At 74.9% G+C, this 16,191-nt stretch carries 18 protein-coding genes and 1 pseudogene; all 19 read right to left on the bottom strand.

Features of this window, described 5'->3' with window-relative positions; genetic code table 11:
• Positions 1–1,192 (bottom strand): S1 family peptidase (locus tag IO29_RS29070; protein ID WP_078864289.1); only part of this gene is annotated, 1,192 nt, incomplete at its 3' end.
• 136 nt (positions 1,193–1,328) lie between these two features.
• Positions 1,329–2,387 carry an LLM class F420-dependent oxidoreductase gene (locus tag IO29_RS29065; RefSeq protein WP_030383452.1) on the bottom strand — a complete coding sequence of 353 codons (1,059 nt, stop codon included), beginning with the start codon at positions 2,385–2,387 and terminating at the stop codon, positions 1,329–1,331.
• 72 nt (positions 2,388–2,459) lie between these two features.
• The gene (fabG, locus tag IO29_RS29060; RefSeq protein WP_030383451.1) at positions 2,460–3,164 is read right to left on the bottom strand and encodes a 3-oxoacyl-ACP reductase FabG; all 705 of its coding nucleotides are present in this window, start codon (positions 3,162–3,164) and stop codon (positions 2,460–2,462) included.
• A 16-nt stretch (positions 3,165–3,180) separates the two neighbouring features.
• Entirely contained in the window at positions 3,181–3,648 is a 468-nt protein-coding gene (locus tag IO29_RS29055; RefSeq protein ID WP_030383450.1) for a MaoC/PaaZ C-terminal domain-containing protein, read from the bottom strand.
• Positions 3,645–4,112, bottom strand: a complete 468-nt coding sequence (locus IO29_RS29050; RefSeq protein WP_030383449.1) for an FAS1-like dehydratase domain-containing protein — start codon at positions 4,110–4,112, stop codon at positions 3,645–3,647. The genes IO29_RS29055 and IO29_RS29050 overlap by 4 nt, the downstream gene beginning before the upstream one ends.
• On the bottom strand, positions 4,109–5,527 hold the full coding sequence (locus tag IO29_RS29045) for a class I adenylate-forming enzyme family protein (protein WP_030383448.1): 1,419 nt from the start codon (positions 5,525–5,527) through the stop codon (positions 4,109–4,111). The genes IO29_RS29050 and IO29_RS29045 overlap by 4 nt, the downstream gene beginning before the upstream one ends.
• Positions 5,528–5,573: 46 nt before the next feature.
• The gene (locus tag IO29_RS39115) at positions 5,574–6,902 is read right to left on the bottom strand and encodes a 3-dehydroquinate synthase II family protein (protein WP_420709710.1); all 1,329 of its coding nucleotides are present in this window, start codon (positions 6,900–6,902) and stop codon (positions 5,574–5,576) included.
• A pseudogene (locus tag IO29_RS39760) lies at positions 6,903–7,454 on the bottom strand (3-hydroxyacyl-CoA dehydrogenase family protein); the annotation flags it as partial.
• A complete protein-coding gene (locus IO29_RS36055) occupies positions 7,451–8,884 on the bottom strand; it encodes an arylamine N-acetyltransferase (RefSeq protein ID WP_063738134.1) in 1,434 nt (477 codons plus the stop codon). The gene IO29_RS36055 and the pseudogene IO29_RS39760, both read right to left, overlap by 4 nt.
• Before the next feature lie 73 nt (positions 8,885–8,957).
• Positions 8,958–10,007 carry a 3-oxoacyl-ACP synthase III family protein gene (locus IO29_RS29025; protein ID WP_030382868.1) on the bottom strand — a complete coding sequence of 350 codons (1,050 nt, stop codon included), beginning with the start codon at positions 10,005–10,007 and terminating at the stop codon, positions 8,958–8,960.
• A 92-nt stretch (positions 10,008–10,099) separates the two neighbouring features.
• Positions 10,100–10,672, bottom strand: a complete 573-nt coding sequence (locus IO29_RS29020) for a flavin reductase family protein (RefSeq protein ID WP_051707438.1) — start codon at positions 10,670–10,672, stop codon at positions 10,100–10,102.
• Complete coding sequence (locus IO29_RS29015; RefSeq protein WP_030382866.1) at positions 10,672–10,902, bottom strand: acyl carrier protein; 231 nt, start codon at positions 10,900–10,902, stop codon at positions 10,672–10,674. Before IO29_RS29015 ends, IO29_RS29020 begins: the two co-directional genes overlap by 1 nt.
• A gap of 63 nt (positions 10,903–10,965) precedes the next feature.
• Positions 10,966–11,988, bottom strand: coding sequence for a beta-ketoacyl-ACP synthase III (locus IO29_RS29010; RefSeq protein ID WP_030382865.1), 1,023 nt, complete (start codon positions 11,986–11,988; stop codon positions 10,966–10,968).
• Positions 11,985–12,398 carry a PaaI family thioesterase gene (locus tag IO29_RS29005; protein ID WP_030382864.1) on the bottom strand — a complete coding sequence of 138 codons (414 nt, stop codon included), beginning with the start codon at positions 12,396–12,398 and terminating at the stop codon, positions 11,985–11,987. Before IO29_RS29005 ends, IO29_RS29010 begins: the two co-directional genes overlap by 4 nt.
• Complete coding sequence (locus IO29_RS29000; RefSeq protein WP_030382863.1) at positions 12,395–13,327, bottom strand: beta-ketoacyl-[acyl-carrier-protein] synthase family protein; 933 nt, start codon at positions 13,325–13,327, stop codon at positions 12,395–12,397. The genes IO29_RS29005 and IO29_RS29000 overlap by 4 nt, the downstream gene beginning before the upstream one ends.
• The gene (locus IO29_RS28995) at positions 13,324–14,514 is read right to left on the bottom strand and encodes a beta-ketoacyl-[acyl-carrier-protein] synthase family protein (protein WP_030382862.1); all 1,191 of its coding nucleotides are present in this window, start codon (positions 14,512–14,514) and stop codon (positions 13,324–13,326) included. Before IO29_RS28995 ends, IO29_RS29000 begins: the two co-directional genes overlap by 4 nt.
• Positions 14,504–14,770, bottom strand: coding sequence for a hypothetical protein (locus IO29_RS28990; protein WP_033224970.1), 267 nt, complete (start codon positions 14,768–14,770; stop codon positions 14,504–14,506). Before IO29_RS28990 ends, IO29_RS28995 begins: the two co-directional genes overlap by 11 nt.
• An 11-nt stretch (positions 14,771–14,781) precedes the next feature.
• Positions 14,782–15,060, bottom strand: a complete 279-nt coding sequence (locus IO29_RS28985; protein WP_030382861.1) for an acyl carrier protein — start codon at positions 15,058–15,060, stop codon at positions 14,782–14,784.
• Positions 15,061–15,122: 62 nt separating this feature from the next.
• Positions 15,123–15,935, bottom strand: coding sequence for a 2-amino-3,7-dideoxy-D-threo-hept-6-ulosonate synthase (locus IO29_RS28980; RefSeq protein WP_033224972.1), 813 nt, complete (start codon positions 15,933–15,935; stop codon positions 15,123–15,125).
• Positions 15,936–16,191 lie beyond the last annotated feature (256 nt).

Raw genomic sequence — 16,191 nt, 5'->3', positions numbered from 1 at the left:
CGGCCCCCCCCCCCCCCCCGGGCCCCCCCCCCCCCCCCGCCCCCCCGCCGCCCCCCGCCGCCCCACCGGACCCCCCGTCCACCCCCGCGAGCCGCACGCCCAACGCCTTCATCGCCGCCCCCAGCGGCTGGAAGAACGTCGTCCCCCCGCGCGTACAGTCCCCGCTGCCCCCCGACGTCACCCCCAGCGCCGTCCCGTCGGAGAACAGCGGCCCCCCGCTGTCCCCCGGCTCCGCGCACACATCCGTCTCGATGAGCCCGGTCACCGTCCCCTCGGGGTAGTTGACCGTGGCGTCGAGACCGGTCACCTTCCCGTCGTGCAGCCCGCTCGTGCTGCCGCTGCGGAACACCCGCTGCCCCACCACCGCGTCACCGGCCGCGCCGATACGGACCCCCTTCCCGTCGCCGATGGCGATCACATTGCCGTCCGCCCCGGCCGACCGCCCGTTGTCGTACCGGATGAGCGAGAAGTCGTTGCCGGGGAAACGGGAGGACACCGTCTGCCCCACCTCGCTCGCGCCCCCGTCGTCGGAGAACCACACCGAGCCCTTCGGCCCGCAGTGGCCGGCGGTGAGGATGAACGAGGTCTGCCCGTCGGTCACGTTGTACCCGGCAGAGCAACGGCCGCCGGTGGAGAACATGGGCTGCGCCCCGTTCAGCCGGGTGGTGAACCTCCCCTTGACACGCTCCATCCGCACCATGCCGCCCATGGAGCCGGCCAGCCGCGTCAGCCGCGACCAGTCGCCGGCCGAGACGGTGGGGTCCGCCCGTACGACGACCTCGTTGGCCGTGTAGTCCACCGACCAGGCGGTGCCCGCGACCCTGGGCGCCGCGCGCAGGCCCTTCGCGGCCGACCTCAGCCGGTCCATGCTGTGCCGCACCACCTTGGCGCGGGCTCCGGCCGCCGTCACCGTCCCCGCCGCGTCCCGGTCGGTCACGGCCACCACCGCCCGGCCGTCGGCGCCGACCCAGGCGCCCGCCGTACGCCCGGTGCCGAGCCGGGAGACGAGCCCGGCGCCCCGCGCGGCGGCGGACTCGACGGATGCGCCGGCCGGGGGGCGGGACGAGGCCGTGCCGCCGGCCGGCTCGGTGGCCATGGCGGCCTGGGTGACCATCAGGCCCCCCAGAAGGATGCCGCCGACGGCCGACAGCCGTATCCCGCGCCGGACGATCCGTCGTCGTACGTGCCTCATGCAGGGCTCCCGAACCACTGAACACCGCCGGCGGTCCACCACCGCACGGAGCGCCCCGGTCGTCGGACGCCGTCACTCCATACGTGCGCCCGGGCACGGGTGTTCAGCCCCGGACCGCACGGCGCCCCCGCTCCCGTCAGCCGAACGGCCCCACCAGCTCCCGCAGTCGCTCCACCGCGCTCACCCGCCCGGCATGCGTCGCGGCCGTCGGTACGACACTCAGCGTGGTGACGCCGGCCTCCCGGAACGCGGCCACCCGCTTGCGTACGGCGTCCTCGGGGCCCACCAGGGAGACCGCGCGGGCCAGTTCCTCGGGGACGGCCCCGGCGGCCTCCTGCCTGCGCCCCGCGAGGTACAGCTCCTGCACGCGCCGGGCCTCCTCCGGGTAGCCGTACCGGCACATGAGGTCGTGGTAGAAGTTGCGGCCGCGGGCGCCCATGCCGCCCGCGTACAGGGCCATGTCGGCGCGGACCGCCGCCAGATGACGCGGGTCGTCGTCCACGCCGATCGCGAGGTGGACGGGGGCGACGACGTCGAGCGTGCCCAGCGCGGGGTCGCGGCGGGCGGTGCCCTCGGCCAGCGCCGTGCCCCAGACCCGTCCGGCCCGCTCGGGGTGGAACCAGATCGGCTCCCACCCCTCGGCGATCTCGGCGGCCAGGGCGACACTGCGCGGCCCCATGGCCGCCAGCACGATCGGGATCCGGTCCCGTTCGGGCCGGTTGATCAGCTTCAGCGGCTTGCCCAGGCCCGTTCCGCCGTCCTCGGCGGTCAGCGGGATCCGGTAGTGCCGGTCCCGGTACGTCAGCGGCTCGCGCCGCCACACGGTGCGGCAGATGCCGACCACCGCGCGGGTCCGGGCCAGCGGGGCATCGGCCGGGACGCCGTGGAACCCCTCGACGACCTGCGGTCCGGACACCCCGAGCCCGAGGACGAACCGGCCGCCGGACACATGGTCGAGCCCCGCGGCCGTCATCGCGAGCAGCGCCGGGGTACGGGTGGGCAGCGGCAGCACGCCCGAGGCGAGCTCGACGCGCTCGGTGACCGCGGCGAGGTACCCCAACTGGCTGACCGCGTCCCAGCCGTAGGCCTCCCGGACGGTGACCCGGTCGAGCCCCGCCCGCTCGAAGTCCGCCAGCCGGGCCGCGGTCTCCCGGAAGCCGCTCCCCGCGTACGGCAGGGCCATCGCGATCCGCATCAGTGCTCCCCTCCCGGTCCGCCGTCCGGCCCCGGGCCCGGTTCCGCCGTGCGCCCCGTGTCGTCGCCCATGTCAGTGCCCCATGCCCAGGCCGCCGTCGACGGGCAGCACGGCCCCGGTGAGGTAGCCGGCCTCGTCGGAGGCCAGCCAGCGCACCGGTCCCGCCACGTCCTCCGGCTCGGCGTGCCGACCGAGCGGCACGCCCGCCAGCATCTCCGCCCGGCGGGCGGCCGAGACGGTCTCCGCCATGTCGGTGAGGACCAGCCCCGGGGCGACCACGTTGACGGTGATGCCGCGGCCGCCCAGTTCCCGGGCGAGCGAGCGGGCCATGCCGACCATGCCCGCCTTGCTCGCCGCGTAGTTGGCCTGGCCGACGGCGCCCGACAGCCCGGACACCGACGACACCAGCACGATCCGGCCGCGCCGCATCCGCAGCATCCCCGGCACCGCGCGCCGCACCACCCGGTAGGCGCCGGTGAGATTGGTGTCCAGCACCCTGGTGAACCGCTCCTCGGGCATCCGCAGCAGCAGGGCGTCGTCGGTGATGCCGGCGTTGGACACCAGCACCTCGACGGGGCCGTGGGCGGCCTCCGCCTCCGCGAACGCGGCGTCGACCTGGGCGGTGTCCGTGACGTCGCACTTCACCCCCAGCAGACCGGGGGGCGCCCCGGAGCCGCGGTGGGTGACCGCCACCCGGTCGCCCTGGCGGGCGAACGCCTGGGCGACGGCGCGGCCGATGCCCCGGTTCCCTCCCGTGACCAGCACGGATCGTGCCATCGTCGAGCCTCCTCGTTCAGTGGGCAGGAGCAGGAGCATTTACGCGGGCGGCGCCGGTGTCCCGCAGCCGTACGACCGCCTCGCCGCGCACCGTCACCGGGCCGTCCTCCAGCCGCACGGAGAGGTCGAGCCGCGCGGTGGGCGGGCCGTCGGTCCCCTCGGCGGGCGGGTCCACGGAGACGACCCGGGCGGTGCAGCGCGGCCTGGCGTGCACCGGGGTCGGCGCGCGGAACGTCACCCGGAACGACACCAGGTCCGTCACGGGCACCCAGTCGGTCAGCATCCGCCCCAGGAACGCCATCGAGAGCATGCCGTGGGCGATGACGTCGTCGAGCCCGGCGGCCACCGCCGCGTCCGAGTCGATGTGGATCGGGTTGTGGTCGCCCGACGCCCCCGCGTACAGGGCGAGCATCGCCCGGGTCACCGGCGGCGGCACCAGCTCGGGCAGTTCGGTGCCGACGGCGACGGAGTGCGCCGCGCTCATGACGTACCCCCGTCGCCCCGCGCGGCCGGTGCGTTGCGGACCGCGAGGACCTGGCGCAGGTCGGCCACCGGGGCACCGTCCCGCCGGGTGACGGCCGTCTCCGTGGTGAGGAGCTCCAGACCGCCTCCCCGGTGCGCGCGGACCGAGACGACGAGCGGCGCGAACCTGAGCCGGTCGCCGGCGTGCGCCGTCGCGTGGTAGACGAAGCCCTGCTCGATGTGGAGGACCCGCGTCATCTCCACCCCCATCGCCGCCAGCGCGTCCTGGGAGTGCTCCAGCTCCAGGCCGAACAGGAAGGTGGGCGGGACGGGCAGGTCCGGGTGGCCGGCCGCGCGGGCCGCGCCGACGTCGTGGAAGACGGCGTCGGCCAGACCCACCGCGGCGGCGAACGCCCGCAGACGGCCGCGCTCGATGTCCGCGTCGAAGACCGGGCCTCGGGTGCCCGCGTAGCCGGGATCGATCACCGGATGATCACCTGCCGCTCCCGCTCCCGGCTCGCGTGCAGCAGCTCGCGGTTGCGGACCGTCTTCCCGTTCGCGGTGCGCGGCAGCTTCCGCACGAAGTGCAGCGCCTTGGGCACCTTGTGCGGGCTCAGCCGCTCGCGGCACCAGGCGAGCAACTCGCCCTTGGCCAGAGCCTGGTCGGCGACCAGGTGGGCCTCGATCGCCTCGCCGTACACCACCACCGCGTCCGTCACCGCCGGGTGCGCCAGGACGACCGACTCGACCTCCGTCAGATCGACGTTGAGCCCGCCGATCACCACCGTCGAGTCGTTCCGGCCGAGGATGTCCAGCACCCCGTCGCCCGGCCGCACCCGGCAGCGGTCGTGGGTGTCGAGCCAGCCGTCCTCGTAGCGCCCCGTCCGGTCCGCGTGCAGATACGGGTCCTCCGGGAGCCGCACCCGCAGGGTGCCGTCCACCACCTTCGTCCGCATGCCGGGGGCGGGCGTGCCCACGGCCGGCGGCGCGTCCCGGCCGGCCAGGTCGGTGGCGATGATGCCGGCCTCCGTCATGCCGTACGCCTGCCCGATCCGTACGCCGAAGGCCTCCTCGAAGCGGGCGAAGACCTCCGGCCGCAGCGGCTCGCCGCCGGAGACGGCGAGCCGCAGCGCCGGCAGGCCGCCCGCCCGGCCGACCCGGCTCAGCAGGTCGAAGTGGACCGGCACGCCGAACAGCGCGTGGATCTCCCGCTCCACCAGCAGCCGCAGCAGCTCGCGCGGTTGCGGGCTGCCGCTGAAGTGCAGCGACACCCCGGTGCGCAGGCTGTGCAGCACCCCTCCGATCAGCCCGAAGGAGTACGCCATCGAGCTGAGCAGCAGCAGCCGTTCGCCGCGCCGGGGCATCTGCGGCAACCGGGCGAAGCGGTCCAGTTCGTCGAGCAGCGACTGCCCGGTGCGCCCGATGACCTTGGGCAGTCCGGTGGAGCCGGAACTGAACTGCACCAGACGGTGCGCGCTCTGCGCGGGACGGCCCGAGCGGCGCGGCAGCACCACGATCTCGCACTCCTCGCGGAACGGGGCCGCCACCGGCACCGGCCCCTCCACGGCGAGGTGGAACCGCGGTTCGCACAGATCCAGCAGCCGGGTGGTCTCCGCGGGGGTGAGCCGGGGGTCCATCAGCATCACCTGCGCACCCGCCGACCAGGCCGCGAAGACCGTCCACAACAGGGTGAAACTGGGCAGGAGCTGGACGGCGACGGTGCTGCCGGGGCCGATGCCGTGTGCCGTGAGCAGATCCCGTGTGCGTGCCGTCTCCTTCCGCATCCGGCCGAAGGTCATCGCCCGCCCGGCGTGCCCCCAGACCTCGTCGTCCAGCCGGTCGCCGGTCAGCGCCGTGTCGAGCCACCGGCCGAAGTCCGGAGCGGCCGTGTCCACAGCCATCGCAACCTTTCCTTCCGTGTGCGCGGATGCTTCGACTGCTTGCCGGTCACTTCTCGATGCAGAACTCGCCGACCGGCCAGCCGACATGGCGCTTGTCGTCGGCGAGGTAGCCGAGCAACTGGTCCCCGGCCTTCAGCTCGGTGACGTTCAGGACGGCGGCGCCCGGGCCCAGCACCCGCACGTGCCAGTCGTCCTGGACCGTGAGGCTGACCTCCGTGCCGGACTCCGACACCGCCCGGATGGTCAGCATGGGGCGGGACTCCAGCTTGACCCGGCCCACGACGATCCGCCGGGTGCGGCCCTCGGTGGTGACACCGAGCACCGTGCTGCCCGCCTGCAACTCGCTGAGGTAGTTGGTGCGGTTGTCCTCGCCCAGGACGTAGGAGTGCAGGGCGCCGGCGTTGACCCGGAAGGGACGCGTGGGCATGTACGGCAGCGGGTGGGTCTCGCTGACGCACAGGATGAAGCCGTGCGCGTACGAGCCGACGAGGATGCCCTCGTCCTGCCCGAAGTGCGAGCAGGTGTCGACGCACACCCGGTCGCCCAGCCCGTTGTGCTCGATGGACCGCACGGTGAGCGTGGTGAGCGCCAGGTCGGGGCTGCTCCCGCGGAGCAGTCCGGTCAGGCCGAAGACGTCGTTGGCGTCCTTCGCGGCCAGGAGCAGCCCGTCCGAGCCCTTCTCCAGGACGTCCACGACGATGCCCGCCTCCTCCAGGTCACCGGCCTCGCAGACGAGCCGGCCGGGGCTGTGGTCGGCGGCGGCGATCACGATCTCCAGCGGGATCTTGGTGGGGTCGCGGAACTTCACCAGCGTGTTCGGCAGCGCGCGGGCCGCCGCGCAGGCGACCTTGAGCGTGGCGTCGTCGACGACCTCCACGAACGCGGCGGTGCGCGCCGGGTCGCTCTCGCCCTCCAGCGTGAGCTTGTCGAGCTCGGCGGCGGTGGCGACCCGGGTCAGCACGATGTCGGCGACGTCGGCGGCCTCGGCGGGCAGCGGCTCCCCGGGCGGGGGGAGCAGCACCTTGGTGACGGTCGGCGGCAGGGTGGGGCGGGCGGGCGCGTCGTCCCAGACGTGGAAGCCGCGCCCGGTCTTGCGGCCGTGCCGGCCCGCCGCGACCAGCCGGTCGAGCAGGTCCGGGGTGGCGAAGGCCGGGTGGGTGTACTCCTTGGCCAGCCCGGCGGCGACCTCGCGCAGCACGTCCAGCCCGGCCTGGTCGGCGGTGGCGAGCGGGCCCATGGCGTGCCCGAAGGCGAGGCGGCAGGCGCGGTCCACGTCGTCGGCCCCGCAGATGCCCGTCTCCACGAGGCGGACCGCCTCCAGGACGAAGGCGATGATCAGCCGGGTGGTGACGAAGCCGGGCAGGTCCTTCTCCACCACCACGCAGCTCTTGCCGATCCCCTCGGCGAAGGAGCGCGCCGCGGCGACGGTCTCGTCGGTGGTCTCGCGGCCCCGCACGATCTCGCACAGCTCCATGCGCGGCACCGGCGAGAAGAAGTGCGTGCCCACGACCGAGCCCGGCCGGCCGGTGGCCTCGGCGATCGCGGTGACGGGGATGCCGGAGGTGTTGGTGGCCAGCAGGGCCCCCGGCGGGCAGAGCCGGTCCAGGTCGGCGAAGACGCGCTGCTTCAGCTCCAGGTCCTCGGCGACCGACTCCACGGCGACCGCGCAGCCGGCGACGCGCTCCAGGTCGGTGGTGGTGCGGATCCGGGCGAGCGTCGCCGCGACCTCCGCCTCCCGGCCGCCCCCGCCGCGTGCGGCCGCCCGTTCCAGGGACGCGCGCACGCCCTCCAGGGCCCGGCGCAGGGTGGCCTCCGTCCGGCTGTGGAGCACCACCTCGTGTCCGGCCGCGGCGGCGACCTGGGCGATGCCCGCGCCCATGAAGCCGGCCCCGACCACCGCGACGGATGTCGTGCCGTCGGCCGTCATCGGACGTCCTCCGCCGCTGTCCGGACGGCGGTGCGGGCACCCCGCGCGGCCGCAGGCCGCGGTGTCCGCCCGGAGGCCTCGCGTTCGCGCTCCTCGCGCATCCGCTCCCAGATGCGCAGGCCGCGCTCCGCGAGGCCCCGGTGGCCCCGGAAGATGCGCGCCATGATCTGCGCGCAGTCCCGCGCGTCCCGCACCTGACGGGTGGTCACCGTGCCGTGCTCGGCGACCGTGAGCACGTTGTTGACCAGGGAGACCTTGCCGCCGCGGATGCCGCGCGAGCACATCAGGGTGCGGGTGGTCTCCGAGACGGTCTCCCCGTCCAGGTGGAAGGCGACCGACTCCTCGAAGTACTCCACCGTCCGCGGCCGGAGCTCGAACCGGTACAGCGGCAGCCACTCCCGCTCGCCCCGGCGCTCGACCACGTACCAGCCGTCCTCGGACCGCACCCGGTAGGCCCAGCCGTCCTGCCGCTGCTCCCCGGGGACGAGTTCGATGGGGTCGACGTAGACGAGGTGCGTGTAGCTGGCGTCGACCAGCCACTCGGTGCCGTCCACCCGGACCAGCATGATCAGATGGTCGCCGCCCTTGCTGAAGTACTCGCGGTGCGGGACCCAGATGTGCGCGGCCAGCACGGTCACGTCGAAGCCGATCTCCCGCAGATGGTGCGAGAGCAGGCCGTTGGCCTGGAGGCAGAAGCCGCCGCCGTGCCGGGTGACGATCTTGTCGTAGACGCCCGCCCGGTCGATGACCGGACGGATCCCCTCGGGGCCCTCCAACGCCTCGAAGGGCACTTCCAGGACGTGCTTGCGGCAGATCTCGCGCAGCACGTCGAGGGTCGGCTCCAGTGGGCCGTGATAGCCGATCCGGTCCCAGTACGGGTCCCGGGGCGGCCGGTGGGACTGCATGGTGGCTCCTGCCTTTCCGCCGATGGGCGCGGGAGTCTCGGTGACGGGGCCGGCCGGGGGGCGCGCGGTGCGGCGCAGCCGGCAGGTGAGGCGGGCCGTGCACACCCGCCGTGCGCGCGCGTCGGTGACGGCGACCTCGTACGTGGCGACGCCGTCGCCGCGGTGCAGGGGCGTGCAGACCCCGGTGACGGTGCCCTCGCGGACCTCCTCGTGGTGCGCCAGGGACAGCTCCTGGCCCAGCACGATCCCGCCCTCGCCGAGGTCGAGCGCGGCGGCGACCGAGCCGAGCGTCTCGGCCAGGACGGCCAGCGCGGCGCCGTCGAGCCGCCCGTACCGGTCGCGGTTGCCCGCGACGGGCAGGGTGCCGACGAGCCGGCCGGTGCGCCACTCGGTGATCCGCACGCCGAGCGTGCTGGTGACCAGCTCGGCCGGGTCCAGGGAACCGAGCCGGAGCGGCAGCCCGGGCGGTACGGCCGGGGCCGCCCCGGGGGTGTCGGTGGGGGAGGGGGTCCTCAGGGTGTCCACGCCGCTCCTCGGTGTCGTACGGCGGACGGTTGACGTGTCGTCGGGGCGCGTGTCATCGCGGCGCGTGTCCTCATCAGGGCGCGGCGAGGAAGTCCTGCGGGCCGCTCCAGCGCATCAGGGCGCCGCCCACGCTCAGCCCGGCCCCGAAGGAGACCAGCACCACCCGGTCGCCGGGGGTGATCCGGCCGTCGTCCACCGCCTCGCGCAGGGCGAGCACGGAACCGGCGGCGGAGGTGTTGCCGAAGCGGTCCACGTTGATGGACGTCCGCTCGTACGGCAGCCGCAGCGCGTCCATGATCCCCTCGACGATGCGCCGGTTGGCCTGGTGGAGCACCACCATGTCGAGGTCCTCCGGCGTGAGGTTCTCCTCCTCCGCCAGCTTGCGGACGAACCCGGGGATGTTCTCCAGGGCGAAGTTGCGGATGTCCCGCCCGACGATCCGGATGAAGTTCCGCCCGAACGCCGAGTGGACCTCGTTGCCGTCGGAGTCGGTGACCGGGTCGCGGGAGACCAGGGCGGAGTGGTAGCCGTCCGGGTCGTTGCGCAGCACGGTGGTGGTGATGCCGCTGGTGGGCACCGTGGGCTCGACGAGGTAGCAGGCAGCGGCGTCGCCGAAGATCACCGCGGTCATCCGGTCGGTCGGGTCCAGCAGCTTGGTGACCGTGTCGGCGAGCACCACCGCCACCCGGTGGTAGCCGCCGGAGCGCACGTACTTGGCGGCCACGTCGAGCGCGAAGACGGAACCGGCGCAGCCGCCGCTGTTCACGTCGAAGGCCACGGCCTGGGTGAGCCCCGCGTGCCGCATGACGGCCACCGCGGTGGCCGGCGCCATGAGGTCCGGGGTGACGGTGCCGCAGATCACCAGGTCGATCGAGTCCGGGTCGACGCCGGAGCGGGCACACGCGTCGAGCAGCGCGCTCGCGCCCATCGTGGCGGTGGTGTCGCTCTCGGCCGCGAACCGCCGGGACTGGATGCCGATCTTCTCGGTGATCCACTCGGCGCTCGTGTCGATCATCCGCTCCAGGTCGGCGTTGGTGACGACCCGCTCGGGCAGGTACTGGCCGATGGCCCTGATGCCCACGCCGCACGGCTGTGCCTCGGCGGTCCTGGGGTGGTCGGACATGAATGGCTCCTTCGTGTCGTGCGGCGGGTGGGGCGGTGCGGCGTGTGGGGCGGTGTGGCGCGGTACGGGGCTCGCGGGGCGGGCCGGCGCGGTCAGTGCGGGGCGGGTGCGGGCGGTGCCAACCGGCGGTAACCGCCGCCGTAGAAGACCAGCGGCTCCGCCTCGGCCGGGCCGTGGTGCAGGGCCTCGACCCCGCCCAGGACGATCACGTGGTCGCCGGCGGACACCGTGCCGGTCACCCGGCACTCCAGGGCGGCCAGCGCGCCCTCGACCACCAGACAGCCGTTGTCCCCCCGCCGCCCGCCCAGCTCCTCGTGCGCTTCGGCACCGGTCGGCCGGGCCCGGCCGGCGAAGCGGGCGCAGGACTCGCGCTGCGCGCCGGACAGCAGATTGACGGTGAAGTACCCGGCTCCCAGAAGGGGGCCGAGGACCGAGCTGTCCCGGCCGAGGCAGACCGACAGCAGTTGCGGGTCCAGGGACACGGAGGTGACCGAGTTGACGGTCACCGCCCGGGTCAGCGGCCCGCACCCCTGCGTCAGGATGGCGACCCCGGTGGGGAACCGCCCCATGGCGCGGCGGAAGGCGTCGCCGTCGGGCAGCTCCCGCGGGGGCGCATCCCGCGGGGCGGCGGGAACGTGGCCGGGACGGCTCGTCGACGTGGTCATCAGACCGGGGCGCCGCGCTCGCCGATCAGCTCGGCCATGGCGCCGATCGTCGGGGTCCCCAGCAGCTCGTCGTCGCTGACGCGCACGCCGAGGTCCTTCTCCAGGATCAGGGAGAGCTCGACGACGGACAGCGAGTCGAGCCCGAGCTGCTCCAGGGTCGCCTCGGGGGTGACCTTCTCCGGATCGACCTTGAACGGGCCGACGAGGATGTCCCGCAGTGCTGTGAACATGGTCGGGTCGTCTCCTTGTGTTGTCCTCGGGTGTCGGGCTGGGTGTGACGTACCGGGGCGGTCTCAGCCGGCCGACAGCTTGGGCCAGGTGAGCGTGGTCGCCCCCCAGGCGAGACCGCCGCCGAAGGCGGTGAGCAGGGTGCGGTGCCCGGCCTCGAGGCCGCCGTCCGCGGCGGACTGGGCGAGCAGCAGCGGGATCGAGGCGGCGCCCGTGTTGCCGACCTCGGCGATGTTGGAGAGGTGGTGCTCGGCGGGGATGCCGAGCCGGTCCGCGACGGCGCTGAGGATCCGCGCGTTGGCCTGGTGCGCGGCCAGCCGGTCGACGTCGCCCATCGACCAGCCCGCGGCCGCGACGGCCTGCCGGGAGGCGGTGGCCATCCGGTCGACGGCGTGCCGGAACGTGTCCCGGCCCTCCATCCGGAAGAACTGCTCGCCCGGCTCGTGCGCCTGCCGCAGCGACCGCTGGCGGGAGCCGCCGGCCGGGACCCGGATCAGATGGCTGAGCGTCCCGTCGGTGCCCAGCACCACCGGGCCGAGCGCCCCGGGCTCGTCCGGCCGGCCGGCGCGCAGCACGACGGCCCCCGCGCCGTCGGCGAAGATGACGGCGGTCGAGCGGTCCGTCGGGTCGACGATGGTGGTGAACGCGTCGGCGCCGATGAGCAGGACCCGGTCGGCGACACCGGTGGCGATCAGGCCCGCCGCGGTCGCCAGCCCGTAGAGGAAGCCGGTGCACACGGCGGAGACGTCGAAGGCGGGGACACCCGGCAGGCCGAGCCGGGCGGCCACGTCGGGCGCGGTGGCCGGGCAGATCCGGTCGGGCGTGGTGGTGGCCAGGACGACGGCCCCCGCCCGGGTGTCGCCGGAGGAGTCCAGCGCCCGCCGTCCGGCCTCCACCGCGAGGTCGGAGGTGGCCATGCCGGGGGAGACCCGGTGCCTGGTCCGGATGCCGGTACGGGTGCGGATCCACTCGTCGGAGGTGTCGAGGTGGGCGGAGAGGTCGTCGTTGGTGACCACGTGCGGAGGCACCCAGCCTCCGACACCGGTCAGCACCGCGGCCCGCTCCCCCGTGGGCTCGGTCGTGCTCATGCGGACTCCCTGGGAAGGTCGGCGGTCCGCCGCAGCCGGCAGGTGAGCCGGGCCGAGGCGATCCGGTTGCCGCGCCGGTCGTGGACGGCCACGTCGTAGGTGCCGAGGGTGTCGCCGAGGTACAGCGGCGTGCACACCCCTTCGACCCAGCCGTCGCCGCGGGCCGCCCGGTGATGGGTGCAGGACAGCTCCTGGCCGGTGACCAGGCCGCCGGGTCCCGCTTCGAGGGCGGCGGCGTGCGTGGCGAGGGCCTGCGCGAGGGCCGCGCTGGCCCCTCCGTGCAGAAAGCCGTACATCTGGCGGTTGCCCGCCAGCGGCATGCGGGCGACGAGCCGCCGGGGGTTCTCGTCGACGATCTCGATGCCCATGCGGGCGGCCAGTGTGCCGGTGGCGTCCTCGGGGGCCGTCATGCCGGGCTCCCGGAGGCGTCGGGTGCCACCGGTCCGCCGGCGGTGGGCGGCGCCGCCTGCTCGGGCGGTGCGACCACGTAGCCGTACCGGCCCGGGACGTGGACGGGGCGGGCCGGGGTGCCGGCCGGCGGGCGGACGGTCTCGCAGGCGGCGACCAGGGGGGCCAGCCAGCCGAAGCGGGTGTCACCCGCTGCCGGGTCCGTCGGTCCGGTGGCACCTGAGCGCAGGAGGGCTCGGGGGGTCCGGTCCGTGGGCGGGTGCGTCGTGGCTTGTCGCGCCGTTCCCCGTGCCCCTTGCGGGGCGGGGGTGCGGGTCAGCAGGAGGGCGACCGCGCAGTCGCCGTCGGGCAGCGGGTCCGGGCCGTCGGGGCCGGTGGTGCGGCGGTGGATCCAGGTGGCGCGCTCGTTGGCGGCGAGTTCCACGGCGACCAGCAGGACCTGGTCGACGTCGTCCTGGTCCAGCATCAGATCGGCGGCGGCGAGGGCCTCGCCCGCGCCGTCGCGGGCGACGGACAGGCACTCGACGGGGCCGGTGATGCCGTAGGACTGGCCCAGCCGGCCGAGGATCGAGGTGGTGACGGACTGGAAGAACAGCAGCGGGCTGTGGACCTGGCCCTCCGTCAGCCGCCGGGTGGCGGTGTCCAGCGTCACGGTGTCCCCGAACATCGTCGCCAGGACCGTCCCGGTACGGGGTCCGGCCGGGCCGATCAGGTCGTCGGCGGAGCCGGGCGCGCCGAGGCACTCGGTGGCCACGCTGTGCACGAGGGGACTGAACCGGGAGGTCACGAAGCCGGTGACCCGGGGCAGTTCGACCGGTGCCGCGCCGGGCAGTCCCGCCGCCGCGCCGCCCCACGGGGTGCGGCAGGCGGCCGAGAGGAGCGCGCGCGCCGGGGCGGACGCCGGGGCCGGCCGGGTGTCGGTGGCGGTCACGGCGCCTCCAGTACGAGTGCGGCGTCGACCCCGCCGAAGGCGGCGTTCAGGGAGAGCGCGTGGGTGATCCGGGACGGCCGCGCGGTGTCCCGCACATGGTCCAGGTCGCACGCGGGGTCGGGGTTCAGGGTGCCGAGGGTCGGCGGCAGCAGGCCCTCGCGCAGGGCGAGCATCGTGATGACGGCCTCGACCGCGCCGGTGGCCTCGAGCATGTGGCCGGTGCTGCTCTTGGTGGAGCTGACCGGGACGGCCGGCGTGCGGTCGCCGAACACCTGGTGCAGCGCCGCCGTCTCCGCCACGTCGTTGAGCGGGGTGCCGGTGCCGTGGGCGTTGACGTACCCGATCCGCTCGGGCGGCGCGCCCGCCCGGCGCAGCGCGGTACGGGCCGCCCGGGCCAGGCCGTCCCCCCGCGGGTGCGGCTGGATGACGTGATGGGCGTCGGCCGCCATGCCCCAGCCGGTGAGCCTGGCGAGGACCTGGGCGCCGCGGGTCCTGGCCCGGTCGGCGGCCTCCAGGACGAGGACGGCGACGCCGTCGCCGTGCAGCAGCCCCTGGCGGCCGGCGTCGAAGGGGCGCACGGCGTTCTCGGGGGAGAGGGCGCGTCCGGAGTCGAACTTGGCGAAGACGTCCTCGGTGACGAGGTACGCGCCCCCGCACACCACCGTGTCGGCGAGGCCGCGGCGGATCAGCGTGGCGCCGCGGGCGAGGGCGTTGGTGCCGGCGACGCACGCGTTCACGAAGGCCGTGCGGGGCGCCCCCAGGCCGAGTTCGCGGGCGAGCAGCTCGGGCAGGCGGGCGGGGAGGCTGTCGAGGGTGCGCGGGTCGGCGGCGGTACGGGCGCCGGTGCCCGACCAGAAGTCGGGGGCGGCCGAGTGGTCGCCGTTGGTGCCCAGCAGCACCGGGGCGCCGGCGCCGTCGGTGCCGGCCATCTCCAGCGCGGCGGCGGCGCAGGCGAGGAGCACCTCCGACTGGCCCGGGGTCACCCCGGGTTTCACCGGCACGCCGGGGATCTCGGGGCCCTCGCCCTCGTAGGTCGCCGCATACCCGGCCCGGTACGGCGTGGGGTCGAAGCGGGTGACGGGGGTGAAGCCGGACCGGCCCCCGAACACCCCGTCCAGCAGGGCCTGTTCACCGAAGCCGAACGCGGTGAGGACCCCGTGGCCGGTGATCGCGACGTCATGAGCCATGGAGCATCTCCGCAGAAGTGTGGGTGCCCTCCGCCGTCCTGGCGAGGAACCGCCGCAGCTCCCGCACCGAGGCGCAGGACACCAGGCCGTTCTCGTCCTCGACGGACACGGTGAGGCCGTGCTGTTCGTCGAGGAGGTGGGCGAGCCAGACGAGGGTGAGCGAGTCGAGGACGAGTTCGGTGTCGTCGTCGAAGGAGTCGGTGGTCAGCAGTCCGCAGTCGTGCAGCAGCCGGCCGAGGGCGGCGTCGTCGATCACCTGCCCGTCCCTCACCGGCCGGCCCCGTCGGCGACCGCCGCGCCGCGCAGGGCGGCGACGGCGTCCACGAACTCGCCCAGCGTCGCGTTCTCCTGGGCGTCGCTGTCGGCCTCGGGGACCTCGATGCCGTAGGCGCTCTCGAGCTGGATCATCAGCTCCAGCCGCGACAGCGATTCCAGGCCGAGGCCGCCCTCGCCGAGCGGGGTGTCGTCCGTGAGGTCCTCGGGGAGCGGCAGGTTCATCACCTCACGGATGGTGGTGAGGACGAACTCGCGGATCTCGTCGCGCATGTGTCTTCCTTCCGGCACGGGTGGGCTGCGGTTTCCGCCGCGAGACGGCGTTCGGACGGCGTTCAGACGGCGGCGTCGGCGCCGAGGGGCCGGGTGACCGCGGGCTCCGGCGGGTCGGCGTGCACCACGGCGGCCAGGGCCTTGAGGGCGGCCGTCGGCGAGGGGCTGCCGAACACCCGCCGGCCGACGGCCAGGCCCCCGCACCCCGCCTCCATGGCCGCCGTGGCGAAGGCGGTGAGGTCACCGTCCTGGTCGCCGCCGCCGGCCACCAGGACCGGGATCGGGCAGCTCGCGGTGACCGCGGCCAGCTCCGACAGGGGCATCGGCCAGGCGGTCTTCACCAGCGTCGCCCCCAGGTCCGCCGCCACGTTGACCGCGTGCGCGAGGAGCGCCGGGTCGTGCGGGTCGGAGATCCGGGGGCCGCGCGGGTAGACCATGGCCAGCAGCGGCACCGACCACTTCTGGCAGGCCTCGGCCACGGTGCCGAGGTCGGCGAGCTGGCGGGCCTCGGTGTCGGAGCCCATGTTGACGTGCACGCTGACGGCGTCGGCGCCGAGCCGCACCGCCTCCTCCACCGCGCCGACCAGCACCTTGGCCTCGGCGTCGGGGGAGTGCGGGGTGCTGGCGCTCAGGTGCACGATCAGCGCGCAGTCGCGCAGCAGGGCCGGGTCCACCGTACGGGCGCGGCCCTTGTGCACCACGATCGCGTCGGCGCCGCCGGTGACCACCGCCTGGACCAGGTCGTTGAAGCGACTGGCCGGGACGATCGGCCCGTCGGCCACCGAGTGGTCCATGGGCACGAAGAGGAAGCGTCCGTCCCGGTGCCGTGACAACCGGGCCAGGCGGATCCCGGCCCCGGTGTCGAATGCCACCATCGTCCATTCCCCCTGTCCGCCCGCACAGGCGTCGGCTGTTGGTGATCCGAGTCTGTGGCCGGCGGTCCCGACCCGGAATCCTCGAACGGGGTGGCCCTCCGGCAGGGGCAACGGGAGCACGCCCGGAGAGGTGGCCGGTCAGGCAGCGCGGGGTGGCCCGGTCGGGCAGGGCCCGGCGAGGGTGGGGCGAGCGGGGAACGGCCCCCGACGCGACGCGCTCCGCGCAGGTGACGCGTGCTGCGTCACCGCGCGGAGC

The sequence above is a fragment of the Streptomyces sp. NRRL F-6676 genome (genome assembly GCF_000725625.1).
Lineage (GTDB): Bacteria > Actinomycetota > Actinomycetes > Streptomycetales > Streptomycetaceae > Streptomyces.
Note: the sequence above shows the minus strand (reverse complement) of the source record. Positions and strands in the feature narration are given on the sequence as shown.

Excerpts from the sequence above, each read along its gene's own strand:
- IO29_RS29065 (WP_030383452.1), bottom strand. The coding sequence starts at position 2,387 with ATGCGGATCGCGATGGCCCTGCCGTACGCGGGGAGCGGCTTCCGGGAG.
- fabG (WP_030383451.1), bottom strand. The coding sequence starts at position 3,164 with ATGGCACGATCCGTGCTGGTCACGGGAGGGAACCGGGGCATCGGCCGC.
- IO29_RS29055 (WP_030383450.1), bottom strand. The coding sequence starts at position 3,648 with ATGAGCGCGGCGCACTCCGTCGCCGTCGGCACCGAACTGCCCGAGCTG.
- IO29_RS29045 (WP_030383448.1), bottom strand. The coding sequence starts at position 5,527 with ATGGCTGTGGACACGGCCGCTCCGGACTTCGGCCGGTGGCTCGACACG.
- IO29_RS29025 (WP_030382868.1), bottom strand. The coding sequence starts at position 10,007 with ATGTCCGACCACCCCAGGACCGCCGAGGCACAGCCGTGCGGCGTGGGC.
- IO29_RS29020 (WP_051707438.1), bottom strand. The coding sequence starts at position 10,672 with ATGACCACGTCGACGAGCCGTCCCGGCCACGTTCCCGCCGCCCCGCGG.
- IO29_RS29015 (WP_030382866.1), bottom strand. The coding sequence starts at position 10,902 with ATGTTCACAGCACTGCGGGACATCCTCGTCGGCCCGTTCAAGGTCGAT.
- IO29_RS29010 (WP_030382865.1), bottom strand. The coding sequence starts at position 11,988 with ATGAGCACGACCGAGCCCACGGGGGAGCGGGCCGCGGTGCTGACCGGT.
- IO29_RS29005 (WP_030382864.1), bottom strand. The coding sequence starts at position 12,398 with ATGACGGCCCCCGAGGACGCCACCGGCACACTGGCCGCCCGCATGGGC.
- IO29_RS28995 (WP_030382862.1), bottom strand. The coding sequence starts at position 14,514 with ATGGCTCATGACGTCGCGATCACCGGCCACGGGGTCCTCACCGCGTTC.
- IO29_RS28985 (WP_030382861.1), bottom strand. The coding sequence starts at position 15,060 with ATGCGCGACGAGATCCGCGAGTTCGTCCTCACCACCATCCGTGAGGTG.
- IO29_RS28980 (WP_033224972.1), bottom strand. The coding sequence starts at position 15,935 with ATGGTGGCATTCGACACCGGGGCCGGGATCCGCCTGGCCCGGTTGTCA.